16 protein-coding genes are annotated in these 16591 nt (G+C 42.2%); 6 read left to right on the plus strand and 10 right to left on the minus strand.

Annotated features, from left to right (window positions below; all coding sequences use genetic code 11):
* Positions 1 to 79 precede the first annotated feature (79 nt).
* Both modA and modB read left to right on the plus strand, forming a co-directional pair.
* The gene (gene modA / locus MHI58_RS16145) at positions 80 to 856 is read left to right on the plus strand and encodes a molybdate ABC transporter substrate-binding protein (protein ID WP_045034588.1); all 777 of its coding nucleotides are present in this window, start codon (positions 80 to 82) and stop codon (positions 854 to 856) included.
* Positions 856 to 1521, plus strand: a complete 666-nt coding sequence (gene modB, locus MHI58_RS16150; protein ID WP_045034589.1) for a molybdate ABC transporter permease subunit — start codon at positions 856 to 858, stop codon at positions 1519 to 1521. The genes modA and modB overlap by 1 nt, the downstream gene beginning before the upstream one ends.
* 219 nt (positions 1522 to 1740) lie before the next feature.
* On the opposite strand, the gene MHI58_RS16155 is transcribed toward modB, so the two are convergent.
* The 7 genes from MHI58_RS16155 to MHI58_RS16185 all read right to left on the minus strand — a co-directional run bounded on the left by MHI58_RS16155 (position 1741) and on the right by MHI58_RS16185 (position 10023).
* Positions 1741 to 2586 carry an aldo/keto reductase gene (locus MHI58_RS16155; protein ID WP_041507765.1) on the minus strand — a complete coding sequence of 282 codons (846 nt, stop codon included), beginning with the start codon at positions 2584 to 2586 and terminating at the stop codon, positions 1741 to 1743.
* A gap of 68 nt (positions 2587 to 2654) precedes the next feature.
* A complete protein-coding gene (locus MHI58_RS16160) occupies positions 2655 to 3524 on the minus strand; it encodes an ROK family protein (RefSeq protein ID WP_045034590.1) in 870 nt (289 codons plus the stop codon).
* A gap of 63 nt (positions 3525 to 3587) precedes the next feature.
* Positions 3588 to 5603 carry a Na+/H+ antiporter gene (locus tag MHI58_RS16165; RefSeq protein WP_024719813.1) on the minus strand — a complete coding sequence of 672 codons (2016 nt, stop codon included), beginning with the start codon at positions 5601 to 5603 and terminating at the stop codon, positions 3588 to 3590.
* A 317-nt stretch (positions 5604 to 5920) separates the two neighbouring features.
* Positions 5921 to 6532 (minus strand): trimeric intracellular cation channel family protein, encoded by a 612-nt coding sequence (locus MHI58_RS16170; protein WP_007500242.1) that lies wholly within the window; start codon positions 6530 to 6532, stop codon positions 5921 to 5923.
* A gap of 148 nt (positions 6533 to 6680) precedes the next feature.
* Complete coding sequence (locus tag MHI58_RS16175) at positions 6681 to 7094, minus strand: disulfide oxidoreductase (protein WP_007500241.1); 414 nt, start codon at positions 7092 to 7094, stop codon at positions 6681 to 6683.
* A complete protein-coding gene (locus tag MHI58_RS16180) occupies positions 7091 to 7807 on the minus strand; it encodes a DsbA family protein (RefSeq protein ID WP_008347618.1) in 717 nt (238 codons plus the stop codon). Before MHI58_RS16180 ends, MHI58_RS16175 begins: the two co-directional genes overlap by 4 nt.
* Before the next feature lie 116 nt (positions 7808 to 7923).
* Entirely contained in the window at positions 7924 to 10023 is a 2100-nt protein-coding gene (locus MHI58_RS16185) for a heavy metal translocating P-type ATPase (protein WP_047945433.1), read from the minus strand.
* Between the two features lie 424 nt (positions 10024 to 10447).
* On the opposite strand from MHI58_RS16185, the gene MHI58_RS16190 reads away from it, so the two are divergent.
* The 3 genes from MHI58_RS16190 to MHI58_RS16200 are packed head-to-tail and all read left to right on the plus strand — an operon-like array spanning position 10448 to position 13015.
* Complete coding sequence (locus MHI58_RS16190) at positions 10448 to 11191, plus strand: metal ABC transporter ATP-binding protein (protein ID WP_024719815.1); 744 nt, start codon at positions 10448 to 10450, stop codon at positions 11189 to 11191.
* Positions 11191 to 12063, plus strand: a complete 873-nt coding sequence (locus MHI58_RS16195) for a metal ABC transporter permease (protein WP_268412890.1) — start codon at positions 11191 to 11193, stop codon at positions 12061 to 12063. Before MHI58_RS16190 ends, MHI58_RS16195 begins: the two co-directional genes overlap by 1 nt.
* Before the next feature lie 13 nt (positions 12064 to 12076).
* The gene (locus MHI58_RS16200; RefSeq protein ID WP_268412891.1) at positions 12077 to 13015 is read left to right on the plus strand and encodes a metal ABC transporter substrate-binding protein; all 939 of its coding nucleotides are present in this window, start codon (positions 12077 to 12079) and stop codon (positions 13013 to 13015) included.
* 37 nt (positions 13016 to 13052) lie between these two features.
* On the opposite strand, the gene MHI58_RS16205 is transcribed toward MHI58_RS16200, so the two are convergent.
* Positions 13053 to 13601 carry a hypothetical protein gene (locus MHI58_RS16205; protein ID WP_047945414.1) on the minus strand — a complete coding sequence of 183 codons (549 nt, stop codon included), beginning with the start codon at positions 13599 to 13601 and terminating at the stop codon, positions 13053 to 13055.
* Positions 13602 to 13689: 88 nt separating this feature from the next.
* Here MHI58_RS16205 and MHI58_RS16210 point away from each other — a divergent pair, with 88 nt between their 5' ends.
* Positions 13690 to 14298 (plus strand): TetR/AcrR family transcriptional regulator, encoded by a 609-nt coding sequence (locus MHI58_RS16210; RefSeq protein WP_041507770.1) that lies wholly within the window; start codon positions 13690 to 13692, stop codon positions 14296 to 14298.
* A gap of 13 nt (positions 14299 to 14311) precedes the next feature.
* Here MHI58_RS16210 and MHI58_RS16215 read toward each other — a convergent pair whose 3' ends face one another.
* Both MHI58_RS16215 and MHI58_RS16220 read right to left on the minus strand, forming a co-directional pair.
* Complete coding sequence (locus MHI58_RS16215) at positions 14312 to 15244, minus strand: response regulator (RefSeq protein WP_039168273.1); 933 nt, start codon at positions 15242 to 15244, stop codon at positions 14312 to 14314.
* Positions 15241 to 16557: a HAMP domain-containing sensor histidine kinase gene (locus tag MHI58_RS16220; RefSeq protein WP_144666053.1), complete on the minus strand. Its 1317-nt coding sequence runs from the start codon at positions 16555 to 16557 to the stop codon at positions 15241 to 15243. Before MHI58_RS16220 ends, MHI58_RS16215 begins: the two co-directional genes overlap by 4 nt.
* Positions 16558 to 16591 lie beyond the last annotated feature (34 nt).

A 16591-nucleotide genomic window follows, 5' to 3' on the forward strand; every position in this document is an offset into this window, starting at 1 on the left:
CTGAAAGCCTATGAATGGTCAAATAAGTTTGATTATAATAAAGGATACACATGATGTTGAATGATAAAGAGGTGTGATCATGAAATATTTATTCTTAACCTACGTCACCATCTGTTTGCTCCTGACTGGGTGTCAAACGGAGTCGACGTCATCAGATCAAAGCAAAAAAACAGAACTTGTGATTTCAGCGGCGGCAAGCCTGCAGGATGCTTTGAAAGAGATTGAATCTGCCTATGAAGATGATCATCCAAGCGTGACACTCACGAATAATTTCGGGTCATCCGGCGCATTGAAACAGCAAATCGCTCAAGGAGCAAAAGCGGATCTCTTCTTCTCAGCAGCTGAAGAGCCTTTTGATGACCTTGTTCAATCTGGCGACATTGATCAGGATCATACAAAGGATGTCATACAAAATGAGCTTGTCCTCATCGTGCCAAAAGAAGGTTCCTCTTCTATCAAAACCTTTCGCGATGTTGATCACACAAAAGGAAAGATAGCGCTTGGCACACCTGAATCTGTTCCTGCTGGTACATATGCAAAAGAGATTTTCACAAAACTGAATATATGGGACCAAGTGAAACAGAACGCTGTCTATGGAAAGGATGTTCGTCAAGTATTAAACTATGTCGAAACAGGAAATGTGGAAGCTGGTGTTGTGTATAAGACGGACGCGCTCGTTTCTCGCAAAGTAAAGATAGTAGATGAGGCAAATCAAGACATGCATTCCCCCATCATTTATCCTGTTGGCATTGTTAAACAGACCGATCACATGAAAGAGGCGAAAGCATTTTTTCAATATATCCAATCAGATCCAGCCGCAGCGATTTTTAAAAAGTATGGCTTTCAAGTGAAATAATGCCGATGCTGACCGAAGATTTTCTTTCACCTATCTGGCTGTCCGTACAAGTGGCTGCTTTCAGCGGGTTATTGGCTGTCGTTTTAGGAACGTCCATTGGTTTTTGGATGGCCCGTACATCTTTCAAAGGGAAAATGATCGTGGAAACGCTCCTCATGATGCCGCTTGTCCTTCCGCCAACTGTCGTAGGATTTCTGCTGCTCGTTGCGTTCGGGAAGAACAGCGTGATTGGACAAGCGATTGAATGGATCTTCCATCAGCCTGTCATCTTCACTTATTGGGCAGCGATCATTGCATCGACAGTTGTCGCATTCCCGCTCATGTATCAATCAGCGAAAGCTGGTTTTTCTACGATTGAGTCAGACATTGAAGGTGCTGCAAAAGTTGATGGTGCGCATTCTTTTCAGGTTTTTGCCTATATTACCGTCCCACTCGCACTGCCATCTCTTCTCTCTGGTGCAGTTTTAAGTTTCGCAAGGGCGTTAGGAGAATTTGGAGCGACTTTAATGTTCGCTGGCAACATTCCTGGGAAAACGCAAACCCTCCCAACAGCCATCTATGTGGCGATTGATTCTGGACGAATGGAACTTGCGTGGGCTTGGACCATTTGTATTGTGATCCTGTCTTTCCTCATGCTGTTGGCTGTGCGCCGAAGCAGGAATTAAAAAATCCCCTTCTCAAAAAGAGAAAGGGATTCAGATTGTTGACAAAGGGCTAAAATGAACTTAATTTTAGCCCTTTGTCTTCTTTTCAGCGTGATAGAAAACCTTTGCTAGTCTAAGAAGGACGAGTACTGGCACGGAGCAAATTTGACATTCGTGAGCACCAGCACGCCCTGACAAAATATGCGAGGGTTTGTCTACACGCTAAGGGGATAATTTTATTTATTCAAACCCAACCGTCATCGTTTCTGGATTAGACCCGACACGTTCGTTATTATTAAGTGCATTGATTTTTTCCATGTCTTCTTGTGAAAGCTCGAAGTCAAAAATGTCGGCATTTTGTTTAATGCGATCTTCATTGATTGATTTTGGAATGGTGACAACGCCGCTTTGCAGATCCCAACGCAAGATCACTTGAGCCACAGATTTGTTGTATTGTGCTGCAATTTCCTTTAATACGTCATGATCCAAAAGCTTTCCTTGCATCAGCGGAGACCATGCTTCAATTTGAATGCCTTTTTCTTTCGCATATTGTCGTAATTCTACAAGTGTCAGTTTTGGATGAAACTCCACTTGGTTCACCGCTGGAACAACCTCCGCATCTTTTAACAGCTCTTCTAAATGCTGCACGTAGAAGTTGCTGACACCAATCGCTCTTACTTTTCCATCTTTATAAAGCTTCTCAAGCGCACGCCATGTCTCTTTAAATGTATCTGCATTTGGTCCAGGCCAATGAATCAAATAGAGGTCTAAGTAATCAAGACCGAGCCGGTTTAAGCTTGCGTCGCATGCAGCGAGTGCTTTGTCATATCCTTGATCTGTGTTCCATACTTTTGACGTAATGAACAATTCTTCTCTTTTTACGCCAGATTCTTTAATGGCTTTCCCTACGCCTGTCTCGTTTTTATAAACGGCAGCCGTATCAATGCTGCGATAACCGTTTCGTATGGCTGCTTTGACGGCATCAACCACTTGGTTGCCGTCCTCCACTTTGAATACACCTAAACCAAACCATGGCATTTCTACTCCGTTATTTAGTGTTACGGTATCATTCAAGCTTTTGACCATGTTAACAACCACCTTTTCATAGATTCCATCTTTTTCATTATCTCATGTTGCGTTTGAAAACTCTATTATCAGGCGTTTCTCTTCGCTTCAATCGCTAGCAGCAAAGCACCTGTCATACCTGCCTTGTCCTCAAGTCCAGGAGAGACAATGTATGTATCAAGCGGCGGCATGTCGACATAATCATTGACATACGCAGCCAGCTTCTCTCGAATGAGCGGAAATAGCTGTTTTTGCTTCATGACGCCTCCACCCATGATGATGCGTTCTGGGCTTAATATCAGCGTGTATTGCATTAATGCCTGTGCTAAATAATCTGCTTCAAGAGACCAAACTTCATCTTCTTCGGTAAGCTCTTTAGCCGGCTTTCCCCACCTTGCCTCAATAGATGGTCCTGCCGCCAGTCCTTCTAAGCAAGTACCATGCGCCGGGCAGACACCTGCAAACTGATCTGATTCATGCTGCCTGACCAGGATGTGTCCCATTTCTGGATGTGAGTGACCGTGGAGAAGCTCATTTTTCACAACAGCCCCGGCACCAATCCCCGTACCGACCGTGATATACAGACAGCTGCTTAGCCCTTTTGCGGCCCCTTTTGTCAGTTCACCTAATGCTGCGGCGTTGACATCTGTCGTAAAGGACACTGGTACGCCTAATTGTTTCTCCAGCTCAGGTATCAACGGGTAATGCTTCCATTCAACTTTCGGCGTATTCATGATGTAACCGTAAGAAGGATCGTCTTTCTGGACACAAATCGGTCCAAAGGAACCGACCCCTAATGCTGCAATTTCATGTTGCTGAAAAAATGGAATAAGTGATTGGATGGTTTTTTCCGGGTGCTCTGTTGGAATGGTTAATTCCTCTATGATATCCCCATGCTCATTGCCAATGGCACAGCAGAACTTTGTCCCCCCAGCTTCAATCGCTCCGTAATATGTCATCCTGCCTCTCCCCCTGCTCGTCTCTTTTTTTCATCATAAAACAAAGGGGAGAAGATGACAACATCATGTATTGGTCAGTAAGACTGCTTCCATGTCATTGATATATTCCCTTAAATGATGGGCAATATCACGATTGATTTCGCCATTTTCATATAAAGTTTGGATTTCATTACGAATCGTCTGTACGGCTTGGAAGTTAAGCTCTTTCTTCTTCCGGTCAAACGTACGATCCTTTTGCTGGAAGAAAGAAGGACCATGTTCACAGCGGAAAATCACTTGATTGTAAAACCCAATGACTTGATGACACGTTTGTTGATTGTCTTCGGTCATATGGTGCTTAATAGAATCCACCGCAGCTTCAGCCGTTTTCTTGCGGATTTGTTTATACGATTCCTCGTTTTCTAATATGCCGCTCGAAATACGCTGATGCGGACGCCACAATTGAAGCCATTGTAGTAAGCGCAGAAATTTCACTTTTGAGAAACGAATTTTAAAGGAGTTGGAATAGAGCATTTCCAGCTCATGAAATCTCTCTTGCAGCTCATATGCTTCTTCTTTGTCGATTTTCTCTTCCTCAATCAACTGCTGAAGTTTCATCTGTTCTGCTTTAATACCATGCAGTCTGATTTTTCTCTCTTGTTTTCTCATACCAAACTGGTACGGTTCCCGCTGAATATTTCGTAGCTTCATTCGGAAATCATTGATGAGTGCAAGGGAGACTTCTCGATTGTCCTCATTCATTCCTTCTTTTAACGTTTTAATGGCACTTCTCAGCAGCTTCCGTTTTGCGTGCTGAATCTTTGTATCTAAGTCCACATCCACTTGCTTATCTTTTTTCTCCGATAAAATAGGCAGTAGCACACTCGCTAAAATGAGTGTACATAAAATGACGCCTGCTGCGAGGAAAATAATTAAATGACGCTCAGGGAATGGTGAGCCGTCTGCAAGCGTAAACGGGATGGAGAAAGCACCCGCTAATGTAACAGCACCACGAACACCAGAGAATGTCATCAGCATGGAAGCACGCAGCTTCGGTTTTTTCGCGTTCTTCTTTTTCGATACACTCCAGTTCCCTGCCCAGAACAGCCATACCCATAGGAATCTGAGAATCATTAGACAGAATGTAATGATTAAAATGTAACTGATGACCTGCATATTATTAAAGGCTTCATCTTGGAAAATGACGGTCGATACATCAGGAATTTGTAACCCAAGTAAAACGAAAACAAGGCCATTTAAAATAAATAAAATAATATTCCACGTGTTTGAAGAAGCAATTTGCAGTTTTGCTAAATTCGCTTCCATTCGGTCTTGCTCGATGGCATGTGTCACACCACCGGCAACAACGGCTAAAATGCCAGATACGCCAATTTCTTCCGCTGCTAAATAAATCACAAACGGCGTGAGGATTTGCAGGATGATGTGCATTGTGACATCGTCCATGCCTAAACGGCGGAGAAAATAGCGGAAACGAATGATAAAAAACGACAGAATAAATCCGGTCAATAATCCGCCAGCAGCAATCAGAACAAAGCTAAAGGATGCCTCTGCAATGGAAAATGCCCCTGTAACCGTTGCTGCAATAGCAAATTTAAAAGCAACAAGTCCTGACGCATCGTTCATCAGCCCTTCGCCTTCCAGCAGTCTCATGATCCCCTTCGGCATATTCACACGGCTGGAAAGTGCACTTACAGCCACTACATCTGTCGGTGATAAAATCGCTGCAAGCGCAAATGCAGCTGGAAGTGGTATGCTTGGAATCATCCAATGGATGGTATATCCTGCGACAATGACTGTCGCAAATACGAGCCCTAAAGCTAATAGAAGAATGGGCGCTCTTAATTTCCACAGCTCGTCCCTTGGGGTACGCTTCCCATCATTAAATAACAGCGGTGCAATGAATAAAACGAAGAATAGCTCAGGATTTAAAGAAATATGTAAACCTGAAGGAAAAGCTGCGACCAATATCCCTAAACCCACTTGGATTAATGGAACTGGAATAAAGGGCAGAAAACGATTGATAATATTAGATGATGCAATGAGTGCTAGTAGTACGAGCACTGCCAAAAAAATCTCCACTAGTACATGTCCCTCCCATTTCATTTTTTCCGTCATGTTTTGCTTACATGCAAAGATGTGTTCATTTCTTTCTGATCCATCCGTTCGGTCATGAGCGTTTTTTTAGTATCCCGCAAAAAGCGAAACCAACACATAACAATCCATCTAGGCAAAAAAAGACTGAATCTACATATTCAGTCAAATGACAATATTTTCATCTCGTGTATTGTTCCAATGATGAATAAAGAACCTACTTTTATTTTACACGAAAACAGCTTGACCTGCTGACATCAAGCTCGAATAACACATAAAAAAAAAGAGCGACATCGCCCTTTTCTTTACCCTTTATTTAAAAAATAAGACCTAGCGGGAAGCCGCCATTTGAATAAGTAGGAACAAACCCTGCATATGACGAGGATGACAAACAGCAGATATAAAGCAAGCTCTCCTTGCGCTAAGCCGAGTCCGACGAGTAAGCCGCCAAGGGCTGCCCATACTGCGTAAATCTCTGCTTTTAGCACAAGTGGTTTTCGTCCTGCTAATAAATCACGCACAATGCCGCCGCCGCTTCCAGTCAAAATGGCTGCCACAATGACCGCACTGAGCGGGAGCTCTCTTTGTACAGCAAATAATGCACCTTGAATCGCAAAGGCTGCTAAACCGATCGCATCCGAGAAATTCCCCCATGTGCTCCAGTGCTTGAGCAAAAGCTTTGGAAATAGGAACACGATCGTAATGGATACAAGGGCAATGGTAAACATTTTGCCCTGTGACCATAAAGCAGACACCGGAAGACCAATTAATAGATTCCGAATCGCTCCCCCGCCAAATGCTGTGACAATCCCTAAAATGTACACACCAAGAATATCGTACTCTTCTTCCATTGCGACAATCGCACCACTAATGGCGAATGCCACAATGCCAATAATACTTAACACTTCCCATGCCATTTTCCGCTTATCTCCTTACCATTGTCTGATCATCTAACACTCTCCCCTTAATGTATATCTGACACAAATGAAAAGCAATACAAATTTTCTTTAAATTTTATCTTTTTGCAAAAATAAAAAATAGCCTGCTTTTAAGCAGGCTATCTCCTCAATCTTCTTTTGCATTTAAAAGCAGCATACTAATGATGATCAGAATAAATGCAATGAGAGCTAAGAGTGGAATGGTGATAAAACCAAACCAGTTCAGATAATCAACGGAACAAGGAATACCGCTTAGACAAGGACGAATCGATGCAAAGCCTGGAATCTTTTGTTCCATATAATGATAGATGGAAAAGCAAGCACCAATCCCAGCCAAAGGGAGAACGTAGTACTTCACTTTGACATCGCCACGGAATGTAGCAATTCCAAGTAAAAGCACAAGCGGATACATGAAAATGCGCTGAAACCAGCACATATCACATGGAATAAACTTCTTTACTTCGCTTAAATACAGGCTGCTCATCGTCGCCACAATTGAGACGATCCAAGCGCTGTATAAGTAAATCAGTTTATTTTTCATGATTTTTTCCCTTTCAGCTCTTGATCAATTAATTCTTTGATTTCATCATAGTCATAAAAGTTTTGGACTTGTTTATTGTTAATGAAAATAGTTGGTGTTGCATTTACTTTGTATTGATTCACCAACTGATCATCTGTGTTCAGCTGTGGCTGATATGTTTTCTTTGATAGGTTATCTTTCAGCTTGTCCGTATCAATTTTCGTTGTCTTCTTCGCCAATTCGGTGAGCTTTGCTGGCGTTACCCATTCTGCTTCACTATCTGGTTGTGCGTTGTAGACCGCTTCATGAAATGCCCAGAAGTTTTTCGGATCTTCTTTCCACACTTCTTCAGAAGCCAGTGCTGCTAATACCGCACCGTCCCCATGAACAGGCAGTGGTAAGTTAATAAATGAGAAGGATACATCGCCATTATCTATGTAGTCTGCTTTCAATTTTGGGAAAATGTCAGTCTCAAATGATTTACATGATGGACATTTGTAATCCCCAAACTCAACAACTTGCACTTTTGCCTTTTGATCTCCCATGACAGGCTGTCCTTTAATAGACGGCTTACTGTCGACTGTTTGTGCTTCTTGGCTGTTGTTGTTACCGATCACAACGAAAATACCGATGAGAAGAGCTGCAATGATGGTTAATATAACTGCAAACTTGATGGATGAAGATTGATTATTTTTTTTACTCACAAAAGCACCTACCTTATCTTTTTCATTCATTCCTTCACAAAGAAAAAGGATAACAGCTCAGGAAAATGCCATTATCCAACTTCTTCTATTTTAACAAGAGGGGGTCTATTATGAAAGACGCTATTCATGAATTTTTCCTTACAATTTTATTTCATGACCCTCATCGCATTTAAAACAGCCAGTACAGTGACACCAACATCCGAGAAGACGGCTTCCCACATCGTTGCAATACCGAATGCACCAAGAATGAGAAAGACGGCTTTCACCCCAAGAGCAAACGCAATATTCTGCCATACGATGGCTCTCGTTCTTTTAGCGACAGCAATAGCTTCTGCTACCTTCGATGGCTGATCTGTCATAATCACAATATCAGCCGCTTCAACTGCTGCATCTGAACCAAGTCCACCCATGGCAATACCTATATCCGCTCTTGCCAAAACCGGCGTATCGTTTATGCCATCACCAACAAACAATAATTTGTCTTGAGATGCTTTTTTCTCATACATGTCTTCGATTTTGGCGACTTTATCCTGTGGCAATAATTCAGTGTGAACTTCGTCAATGCCGATCTGCTGTGCGACTGCATTTCCTACTTGCGAAGCATCCCCTGTAAGCATCACGGTTTGAATGCCCGCAGCTTTTAGAGAAGATATCGCTTCAACTGCATCGTCTTTTACCTCATCTGCAATCAAGATAGATCCCGCAAACTCACCGTCTATTGCTAAATACACAACCGTTCCGCTTCGTTTTTCTTTTTCAAAAGCAATGCCCTCTCGTTCCATAAGGCGATGGTTACCTGCCAATACATGGGCTCCGCGAATTGTCGCTTTGATCCCATGCCCCGCAATATCCTCGTAAGATTCGATCTGGCTCTCATCAAGAGACGCTCCGTAAGCCGCCTTAATCGATTCTGCAATCGGATGCGAAGAATGCGCTTCTGCCAGCGCTGCAAAAGAAAGCAATTCCTCTTCTGACCATTTCTCATTCGCTGCTTCGATATGAGTGACTGTAAAGTTCCCTTTTGTCAAAGTACCTGTTTTATCAAACACCGCATAGCGGACAGAGTTCAAGGCTTCTAAGTAGTTACTGCCTTTCACTAAAATGCCTCGTTTTGATGCGGCACCAATTCCGCCAAAGAAACCTAATGGAATGGATACAACGAGAGCACATGGACACGAAATGACAAGAAAGACAAGTGCCCGGTACACCCAATCAGACAATTGAGCTGATGGGATGAGAAGCGGTGGTACAAAGGCAAGCAATAAAGCTAGCACGACCACAGCAGGTGTATAATATTTAGCGAACTTTGTGATAAAGTTTTCTGTCTGCGCTTTACGGCTGCTTGCATTTTCGACTAAATCCAAAATCTTCGTAACCGCTGACTCACTGAGCTCTTTTTGCACTTCAATTTCAAGAATGCCGTTTTGGTTCACAAATCCAGCAAGCACTTCTTTTCCTGCTTCCACATCTCTTGGAACAGACTCCCCAGTTAGTGCAGAGGTATCCACAAGAGAATAACCGTCTATCACGCGTCCATCCAAAGGAATTTTTTCACCTGGTTTAACGACAATACGGTCACCAGCTTTGACTTCTTCCGGCTTTACCTTTTTTGTTTCTTGCCCCACTTTGAGGTTTGCGTATTCTGGACGGATATTCATTAATTCGCTAATTGATTTTCTAGAGCGATTCACAGCTGCCCCTTGGAACAGTTCTCCAATTTGGTAAAACAGCATGACTGCTAGTGCCTCAGGATACTGCTGAATCACAAAAGCACCAACTGTAGCTATGGTCATTAAGAAGTTCTCATCAAATACTTGACCGCGCACAATATTTTTCAGTGCTTTCAAGACAACATCTCCGCCAACTAGTAAATACGCGGCGAAAAACATGATGAACTTCAGTAAGCCATTGTCAGGTATAAAATAAGCCGCCGTTCCAATGATTGCACCACCAATTAATTTCAGTACAATCGTTTTTAAATTCTTTGTTCCATGATCGTGATCATGGTGATGTCCTTCTTCTTTTGGTGATACACTCACATGAGGTTCAATGGACTGAACGGTTTTTTCAATACGCTTTGACATCGTTTCTTGTGCATCAGCATGTGTCACAGTTAATGTACCCGTCGCAAAATTAATTGAGCAGGCTTCCACTCCTTCGAGTTTGCTGACACCTGTTTCAATTTTACGTGCACAGTTTCCACAATCGAGACCGCTTAATACGTATTCATCCTTCATCTTTTTCATGTTCTCACCTTTTTTCTATATAAGTAGCCTTCCCTGATTCAATCAAACCTATCAGCTGCTGTAGATATTATATATGAGCACATATTCATATATTGAATTACCCTTATTATATGAGGAGTTCTTACAAACTGTCAATCATTTATAAGCAAATGTTTGAGATTTTTCGTAATCAAGGATGTCACGTGAATTTTCAATAATCCATGCTCATGTCCCCTCTTCGTTGCATAACATAAAAACGATCGCTTGATGGGAATATTTCAGCATTTCTCTTTACAAAAGAAGGACATACGATTAGAATAAGATAAAAGTTTCCTTAAGGAAACAAATTAGCGTTAGAGAATCATTTCATCCTTTAGTCAAAATTATTAAATGTATGCATATATTTTTAGGAAACGCAATTGATGATCGAAAGGGGCCTTAAGAGATGTCATATGCTTTAACAATCGACCGCCTGTATGTCTCATACCACGGACAGGATGCACTAGAAAACGTCTCTCTTTCCATACAGGAAGGAACGATGACTGGAATCATTGGTCCAAATGGTGCTGGTAAATCGACTTTATTGAAAGCATGTTTGGATTTAATTGAAAAGGATCAAGGCGACATTCGTTTTTTTGAACAACCCTTTAAACAAGTGAGGAAACAGATCGCCTATGTACCGCAAAGAAATGATCTAGACTGGACGTTTCCTATCCATGTACTGGATACCGTACTGCTTGGCACATACCCAAAGCTCGGATTGATCAAACGACCGAAAAAAGAAGACCGTGCCTATGCGTACCATTGCTTAGAAAAGGTCGGGATGCAGGACTTTGCCAAAAGACAGATTGGGGAATTATCCGGCGGTCAGCAGCAGCGTGTCTTCCTTGCGCGAGCACTCGCTCAAAACGCACAGCTCTTTTGTTTAGATGAACCATTTGTCGGAATTGATATGGCAAGTGAAGAAACGATGATCGGCATTTTGAAGGAATTACGAGATGAAGGAAAAACCATTCTGGTCGTCCACCATGACTTAAGTAAAGCCGATGATTACTTCAGCCATCTCGTTCTTCTAAATAAGAAGCTGGTCAAAGCAGGGCCTGTCCATGATATTCTTCGTCCTGAGGTCATGCTCCAAGCATACGAAACACAGCTGCCATTTTTAAAATCAGCAGGAGGAGACGCGTAATGGAATTCTTAACCGGACTTTTTGAATATGCGTTTTTACAAAAAGCGTTATTTACATCCGTTATGGTAGGGATCATCTGCGGCGTCATTGGCTGCTTTATCATATTACGGGGAATGGCTTTGATGGGAGATGCGATTTCACACGCTGTACTTCCAGGTGTCGCCATCTCTTATATGCTCGGCATTAACTTTTTCTTTGGTGCGGTTCTAACTGGTGTACTGACAGCCATCGGCATAGGATATGTCAGTCAAAACAGCCGTATTAAAAATGATTCTGCCATCGGGATCGTATTCACTGCTTTTTTTTCCATTGGGATCATTTTGATTACATTTTTAAAAAGTTCCAGCGATTTATATCATATCTTGTTTGGAAACGTACTAGCCGTTCGTTCATCTGATATGTGGATCACGCTTGGCATCGGCATTTTCATTTTGCTGGCTGTCATTGTTTTCTACAAAGAACTGCTCATTAGTTCATTTGATCCAGTGATTTCTTCCGTTTACGGTTTACCAAATCGCATGATCCATTATTTCCTCATGACCTTATTAACCTTAGTGACCGTGGCATCCCTGCAAACTGTAGGTATTATTCTTGTTGTGGCAATGCTTATTACACCAGCTGCCACCGCTTATTTATTGACAGACCGGCTATGGATCATGATTTATTTATCTGCTTTTTTTGGAGCAGTTTCAGCCGTCGTAGGACTTGGGCTCAGCTTTACGTATAACTTGTCGTCTGGTGCTTCCATTGTGCTGGTCGCGACTTTATTATTCGGCAGTGCCTTTATCTTTTCACCGAAACAAGGGATATTGTGGAGATCCTTAAAATCGAAGCGAAAACGAACACAGTTAAAAAAGGAAGCGTCTATGTAAAAGGAGGACATATATGAAGAAGGTATTAGCAATCCGTTTGACCGCAGTATGTATTGCCCTTTTGGTCATCGCAGGCTGTTCTACTCAGCAAAAGAGTTCCGGAAAAGATGACGGTAAATTAAAAGTTGTCACGACCTACTCCATTCTTTATGACATTGTGAAGGAAGTAGGAGGACAGCATGTCTCTATTCACAGCATTGTTCCCATTGGTACAGACCCACATGAATTTGACCCACTGCCAAAGGATGTTCAGTATACGACGGATGCAGACCTTGTTCTATCTAATGGCTTGAACCTTGAAACAGGGAATGGCTGGTTTCAAAAACTGCTTGAATCGAGCGGCAAGGACGGGGATGATGCACCTGTAGCCGAGCTTAGTAAAGGTGTCAAAGTGAAGCATTTGTCTTCAAAAGGGCTTGAAAGCCAGCAGGACCCACACGCATGGCTGAATGTCGAGAATGGGATTCTTTATGCGCAAAATGCCAGAGATGCGCTCATTCAAGCAGATCCTGAGCATAAAGAGGATTACGAGAAAAATGCTGAAACCTATATCAAAAAGCTTCAAACGCTTCACGATGAAGCAAAAGACAAGTTTGATCAACTGCCAAAAGACAAAAAACTCCTTGTCACAAGCGAAGGGGCATTCAAATATTTTGCGGATGCGTATGGACTGAAAGCCGCCTACATTTGGGAAATCAACACAGAAAGTGAAGGAACACCTGGACAAATGAAGCGCATCATTCATTTTGTCAAAGACCATCAAGTTCCTGCCCTTTTTCTTGAAACAAGTGTAGATAAGCGCAGCCTTGAAAGCCTATCTGAGGAAACCGGAGTTCCGATTAAGGGGAAAGTATTTACGGATTCTATTGGCAAAGAAGGTGAAGATGGGGACAGCTACTATAAGATGATGAAATGGAATATTGACACCATTTATAAAGGACTGTCATCATAAGAAAAGACAGGTGGAGTAAATCCGCCTGTCTTTTTTGTCATCCTGCTATATTCTCCGGGTGTTTTTTCGGCCAAATGACGTAGCTGATGCTAATGATGAAATCAATGGTTAAGACCATCCCCCACACACTGACAAGCTGCATCAGAGATTCCGTTCGTTCTGGTGCTTGGATGAGATAGGTCAATCCATATAACAGCCCCGCTCCGATGACATAAGAGATGAAATGACGCGTCCAGCCCACCATTTCATACAAAGACCGCTCCTTCCCGTACTTTGGTTTCCCCTTTGGCTTAGGGCCTCCTGCAAAACGATAAGCAAACTTAGCATCCGCCCATTTCACCATTTGATGTCCAAAGGCCAGGCTCACACCAATATAAACAGCCGCAAGCCCGTGAATGACGCTCGCCACAGCCCCTTGCTTTAAATCTATATAAGTAGCCGCAAGAAGGATGAGATCTAAAACCGGCGTACAGACAAGAAAGAAAGCACCCCATTTTTTCTGTTTAAACACATAACGCAGTGTTAAGCCCATAAGAATAAACAGCCAAAAACCAATTTCACATGCCACAATCAATAAACCGACCAATTTCCCCACATCCTTTTTAACACGATTGTATTAAATAAAAAATAACACAACTGTGTTAAAAAAACAATAGCTGTGCTAAAATCAAGGTATGCCAAAAATCGTCGATCACCATAAACAAAAACAAAAGGTCGCTCAAGCTGCTATGAGAGTGATTAAACAAGAGGGATTGGAAAGCGCTTCTGTACGAAAAATAGCCGTAGAAGCTGGCATTTCAGCCGGCTCTATGCGTCATTATTTTTCCACACAGCAAGAATTATTTCTATTCTCCATGAATTTAATTCAGGAAAGAGTGAAGGAGCGAATTGCTAAGCTTCCATTAAACGGTTCAACAGAGGAAAATGTATTCACTTTATTGGAGCAGGTTCTTCCACTAGACGAAGAACGAATATTTGAAATGGAGGTGTGGCAAGCTTTTACAGTCAAAGCACTGACTGAACCAGATTTACAGCCGCTCAATGCAAAGATGTATGACGAGCTTTTTCAAACCGTTCAATTTTGCTTAATGAAATTGAAAGAGGATGAGCTACTGCTAGATCATATCGATCTTTTATTAGAAACTGAGCGGCTTTATGCGGTCATCAATGGGCTTGCATTGAATGGAATCGTACAGCCCCATCGTTTACCGCCTCAGCTCATGCGCTCCGTGCTGCAGATGCATCTTCAATCCATCACAAAAAAAGACATGCCCTCCTTATAGAGAGCATGTCTTTTTAATCTTCCATAAAAATACGTTTCGCCTCGTAATAGAGCACCTGTACAAATTTCTTCACATTGATACGTGTGTGCTCTTCTCTTCCACTTGTCTCTTTTGTGAGTTCACTCATTTTCTTACGCACAATGGTAAAATCGAAAAATTTTGATGCATAGTTTTCAAAGGTTGGGTGAGAAAAATCGGTTAACCCGAGCGAGGCAATGTGTTTCAATGATTGGTTGATCGCACGTCTTACCCGCTGTTCCGCTGCTTTTGCTTCTCTTGCGATGTCTGCTGATGTAAAAGGTTCGTTTAATTTATCCTCTGTGATGCCAGTAAAAATCACTTTTAATGAAGGAAAAGAGTCGTGCTGATCGGCATGTAACGCTAAATACTGATCTGTGAAAAGAATCATATCTAGTAAATCCTTAGACCCCTTTTCACCGACAATCCCAAGCTCCGCGAGCAAAAACTGACCTGCCTCTGCAAGACTTTTCCCGCGCTGCTTTGTTTTCGTCTGTCCGCGCTGCTGGAACTGCATGACCGATTTGAGCGAATGCTGAATATTTTCAATTGAGTGCTCTAAATGCAGTCGTTCAATCATGAGATGGAGCACACTTAAGACCTCTACCCGATTGATCGGCTTTGTCACATAATACTCAACACCGAGCGTATATGCCTGGCCAATGAGTTCCTTTGTTTCTACCTGTGACAGCATTAAATATTTCCCATGAAATTCATCCTTGATCGCTCGAATCGTCTCAAGACCGTCCCTTTCCGGCATCAGAAGATCAATACACAAGATATCAATATGCAAATCATTTAAGTAGCTCGCTGTTACTTCAGCACCATCCTCTGCTTCCCCTGCCACAATGCCAAGCTCTTCATCTTCAATGAGCTGTGCCAGTGAAGAACGAACAGCTTCATCATCATCAACAATAAAAAATCTCATCTCCCATTCCCCTCTTTTCTGCTGACTTGATCAATTGGTATCGTTAAAGTGAACATCGTTTGTTGATTTGGGATACTCTTCATTTCAACACTTCCGCCAAGCTTCTCGGCTGTGTCTTTTACATAGGAAAGACCGATGCCGCTTGATGGGTTCCCGGCTTGGTCGTATTTTAAAGTGAAGCCCGGTTTAAAGATCACATGATGGTTACGCTCTTTAATGCCTGGCCCGTTGTCACTGATTTGAAAAATCACATCATTCTCTTTCCGTGAAATGGATAGTGATACCTCTCCATTCACCGGAATGGCTTCAACGGCATTGGATACAATGTTATTTAATAAAGATAGAATGGTATACACGTGATAAGCGGGATGCTGCCCATCTTCATCATAATGAAAAACGATTTGTTTTTTAAGAGATTCCGCGTAATTTTCATGGATGCGGATCACAAGTCCAGCGATATGAGCAGGACTTGCATACTCCTGAAAGTTTTCCTCATGAATCAGTTTTGATAAGGCAGAAAAAATCCGCTGATTATCCTTTTTGATTTCGTGTACCTCACCTGCAATTTGCAGGGCTGTTTTTCCGAGTTTTTTCAAATCTAATGATTCCGTATCCTTTGCATGATGCAGAGATTGATACAATTGATATGAAGTAGCTGTAATGTGCTCAGCATGTGCAAGGGTTTTATAAAAATATGTAGATTCCGTATAAAGATTCGACAGCAGCATCAACAGGTGTTCCTTTTCCTTCTTCATTTGGCGCTCTCTCGCCTGTTCTTCGTATAATCGAATCATCGTATAACAAGCCAATACGAAAAAGCTTCTGAAAATCGCCAGTACAAATAGTTGAAACAGCGTTCTCACTGTTAAAATTTCATCAATGGCTCCCCTGAGTGCAATCATTTCGACTACACTTGCACATAGTTCCATGATAATCCCTGTCACTCCAATGAGCCAAGGCTTATCACGGAAACGTCTGACCTGTAATACATAAAAAAGCGTACCATAGACGACGTAATACAGCAGGGAAGGAAATCTTAAAGAAACGGCTTCTTCTAGCGCTAAGTGGCCTGACACAGCGGTATCAAGAAGCACCCGGAATGCAAACACTGATCCCCCCGCAATGATGCCGCTTGCCCATGCCGGGAATTTTTTCATTTGAAGCAGGATAAAGAAAAAGACAACGGTTCCAAAGCTGACCCGAAAGCTATCCTCAAATGGATAAAATTTCAGTTCTCCCCCAATCGGAGTCAGAACAATGAGCATGATAATTAAATAAGGCTCTGTATTCAACCATTTTTTCAGTAGATTCAAACGCAGTCACATCCCTAATAATTGACGATAGTAT

The sequence above is a fragment of the Bacillus sp. FSL K6-2869 genome, from assembly GCF_040869405.1.
GTDB classification, from domain to species: domain Bacteria; phylum Bacillota; class Bacilli; order Bacillales; family Bacillaceae; genus Bacillus; species Bacillus altitudinis.

Coding starts and splice junctions, on each gene's coding strand:
- MHI58_RS16160 (WP_045034590.1), bottom strand. CDS start 3,524: ATGACATATTACGGAGCGATTGAAGCTGGGGGGACAAAGTTCTGCTGT.
- modA (WP_045034588.1), top strand. CDS start 80: ATGAAATATTTATTCTTAACCTACGTCACCATCTGTTTGCTCCTGACT.
- MHI58_RS16190 (WP_024719815.1), top strand. CDS start 10,448: ATGTCATATGCTTTAACAATCGACCGCCTGTATGTCTCATACCACGGA.
- MHI58_RS16155 (WP_041507765.1), bottom strand. CDS start 2,586: ATGGTCAAAAGCTTGAATGATACCGTAACACTAAATAACGGAGTAGAA.
- MHI58_RS16195 (WP_268412890.1), top strand. CDS start 11,191: ATGGAATTCTTAACCGGACTTTTTGAATATGCGTTTTTACAAAAAGCG.
- MHI58_RS16215 (WP_039168273.1), bottom strand. CDS start 15,244: ATGAGATTTTTTATTGTTGATGATGATGAAGCTGTTCGTTCTTCACTG.
- MHI58_RS16170 (WP_007500242.1), bottom strand. CDS start 6,532: ATGGCATGGGAAGTGTTAAGTATTATTGGCATTGTGGCATTCGCCATT.
- MHI58_RS16175 (WP_007500241.1), bottom strand. CDS start 7,094: ATGAAAAATAAACTGATTTACTTATACAGCGCTTGGATCGTCTCAATT.
- MHI58_RS16210 (WP_041507770.1), top strand. CDS start 13,690: ATGCCAAAAATCGTCGATCACCATAAACAAAAACAAAAGGTCGCTCAA.
- MHI58_RS16185 (WP_047945433.1), bottom strand. CDS start 10,023: ATGAAAAAGATGAAGGATGAATACGTATTAAGCGGTCTCGATTGTGGA.
- modB (WP_045034589.1), top strand. CDS start 856: ATGCCGATGCTGACCGAAGATTTTCTTTCACCTATCTGGCTGTCCGTA.
- MHI58_RS16200 (WP_268412891.1), top strand. CDS start 12,077: ATGAAGAAGGTATTAGCAATCCGTTTGACCGCAGTATGTATTGCCCTT.
- MHI58_RS16180 (WP_008347618.1), bottom strand. CDS start 7,807: ATGAATGAAAAAGATAAGGTAGGTGCTTTTGTGAGTAAAAAAAATAAT.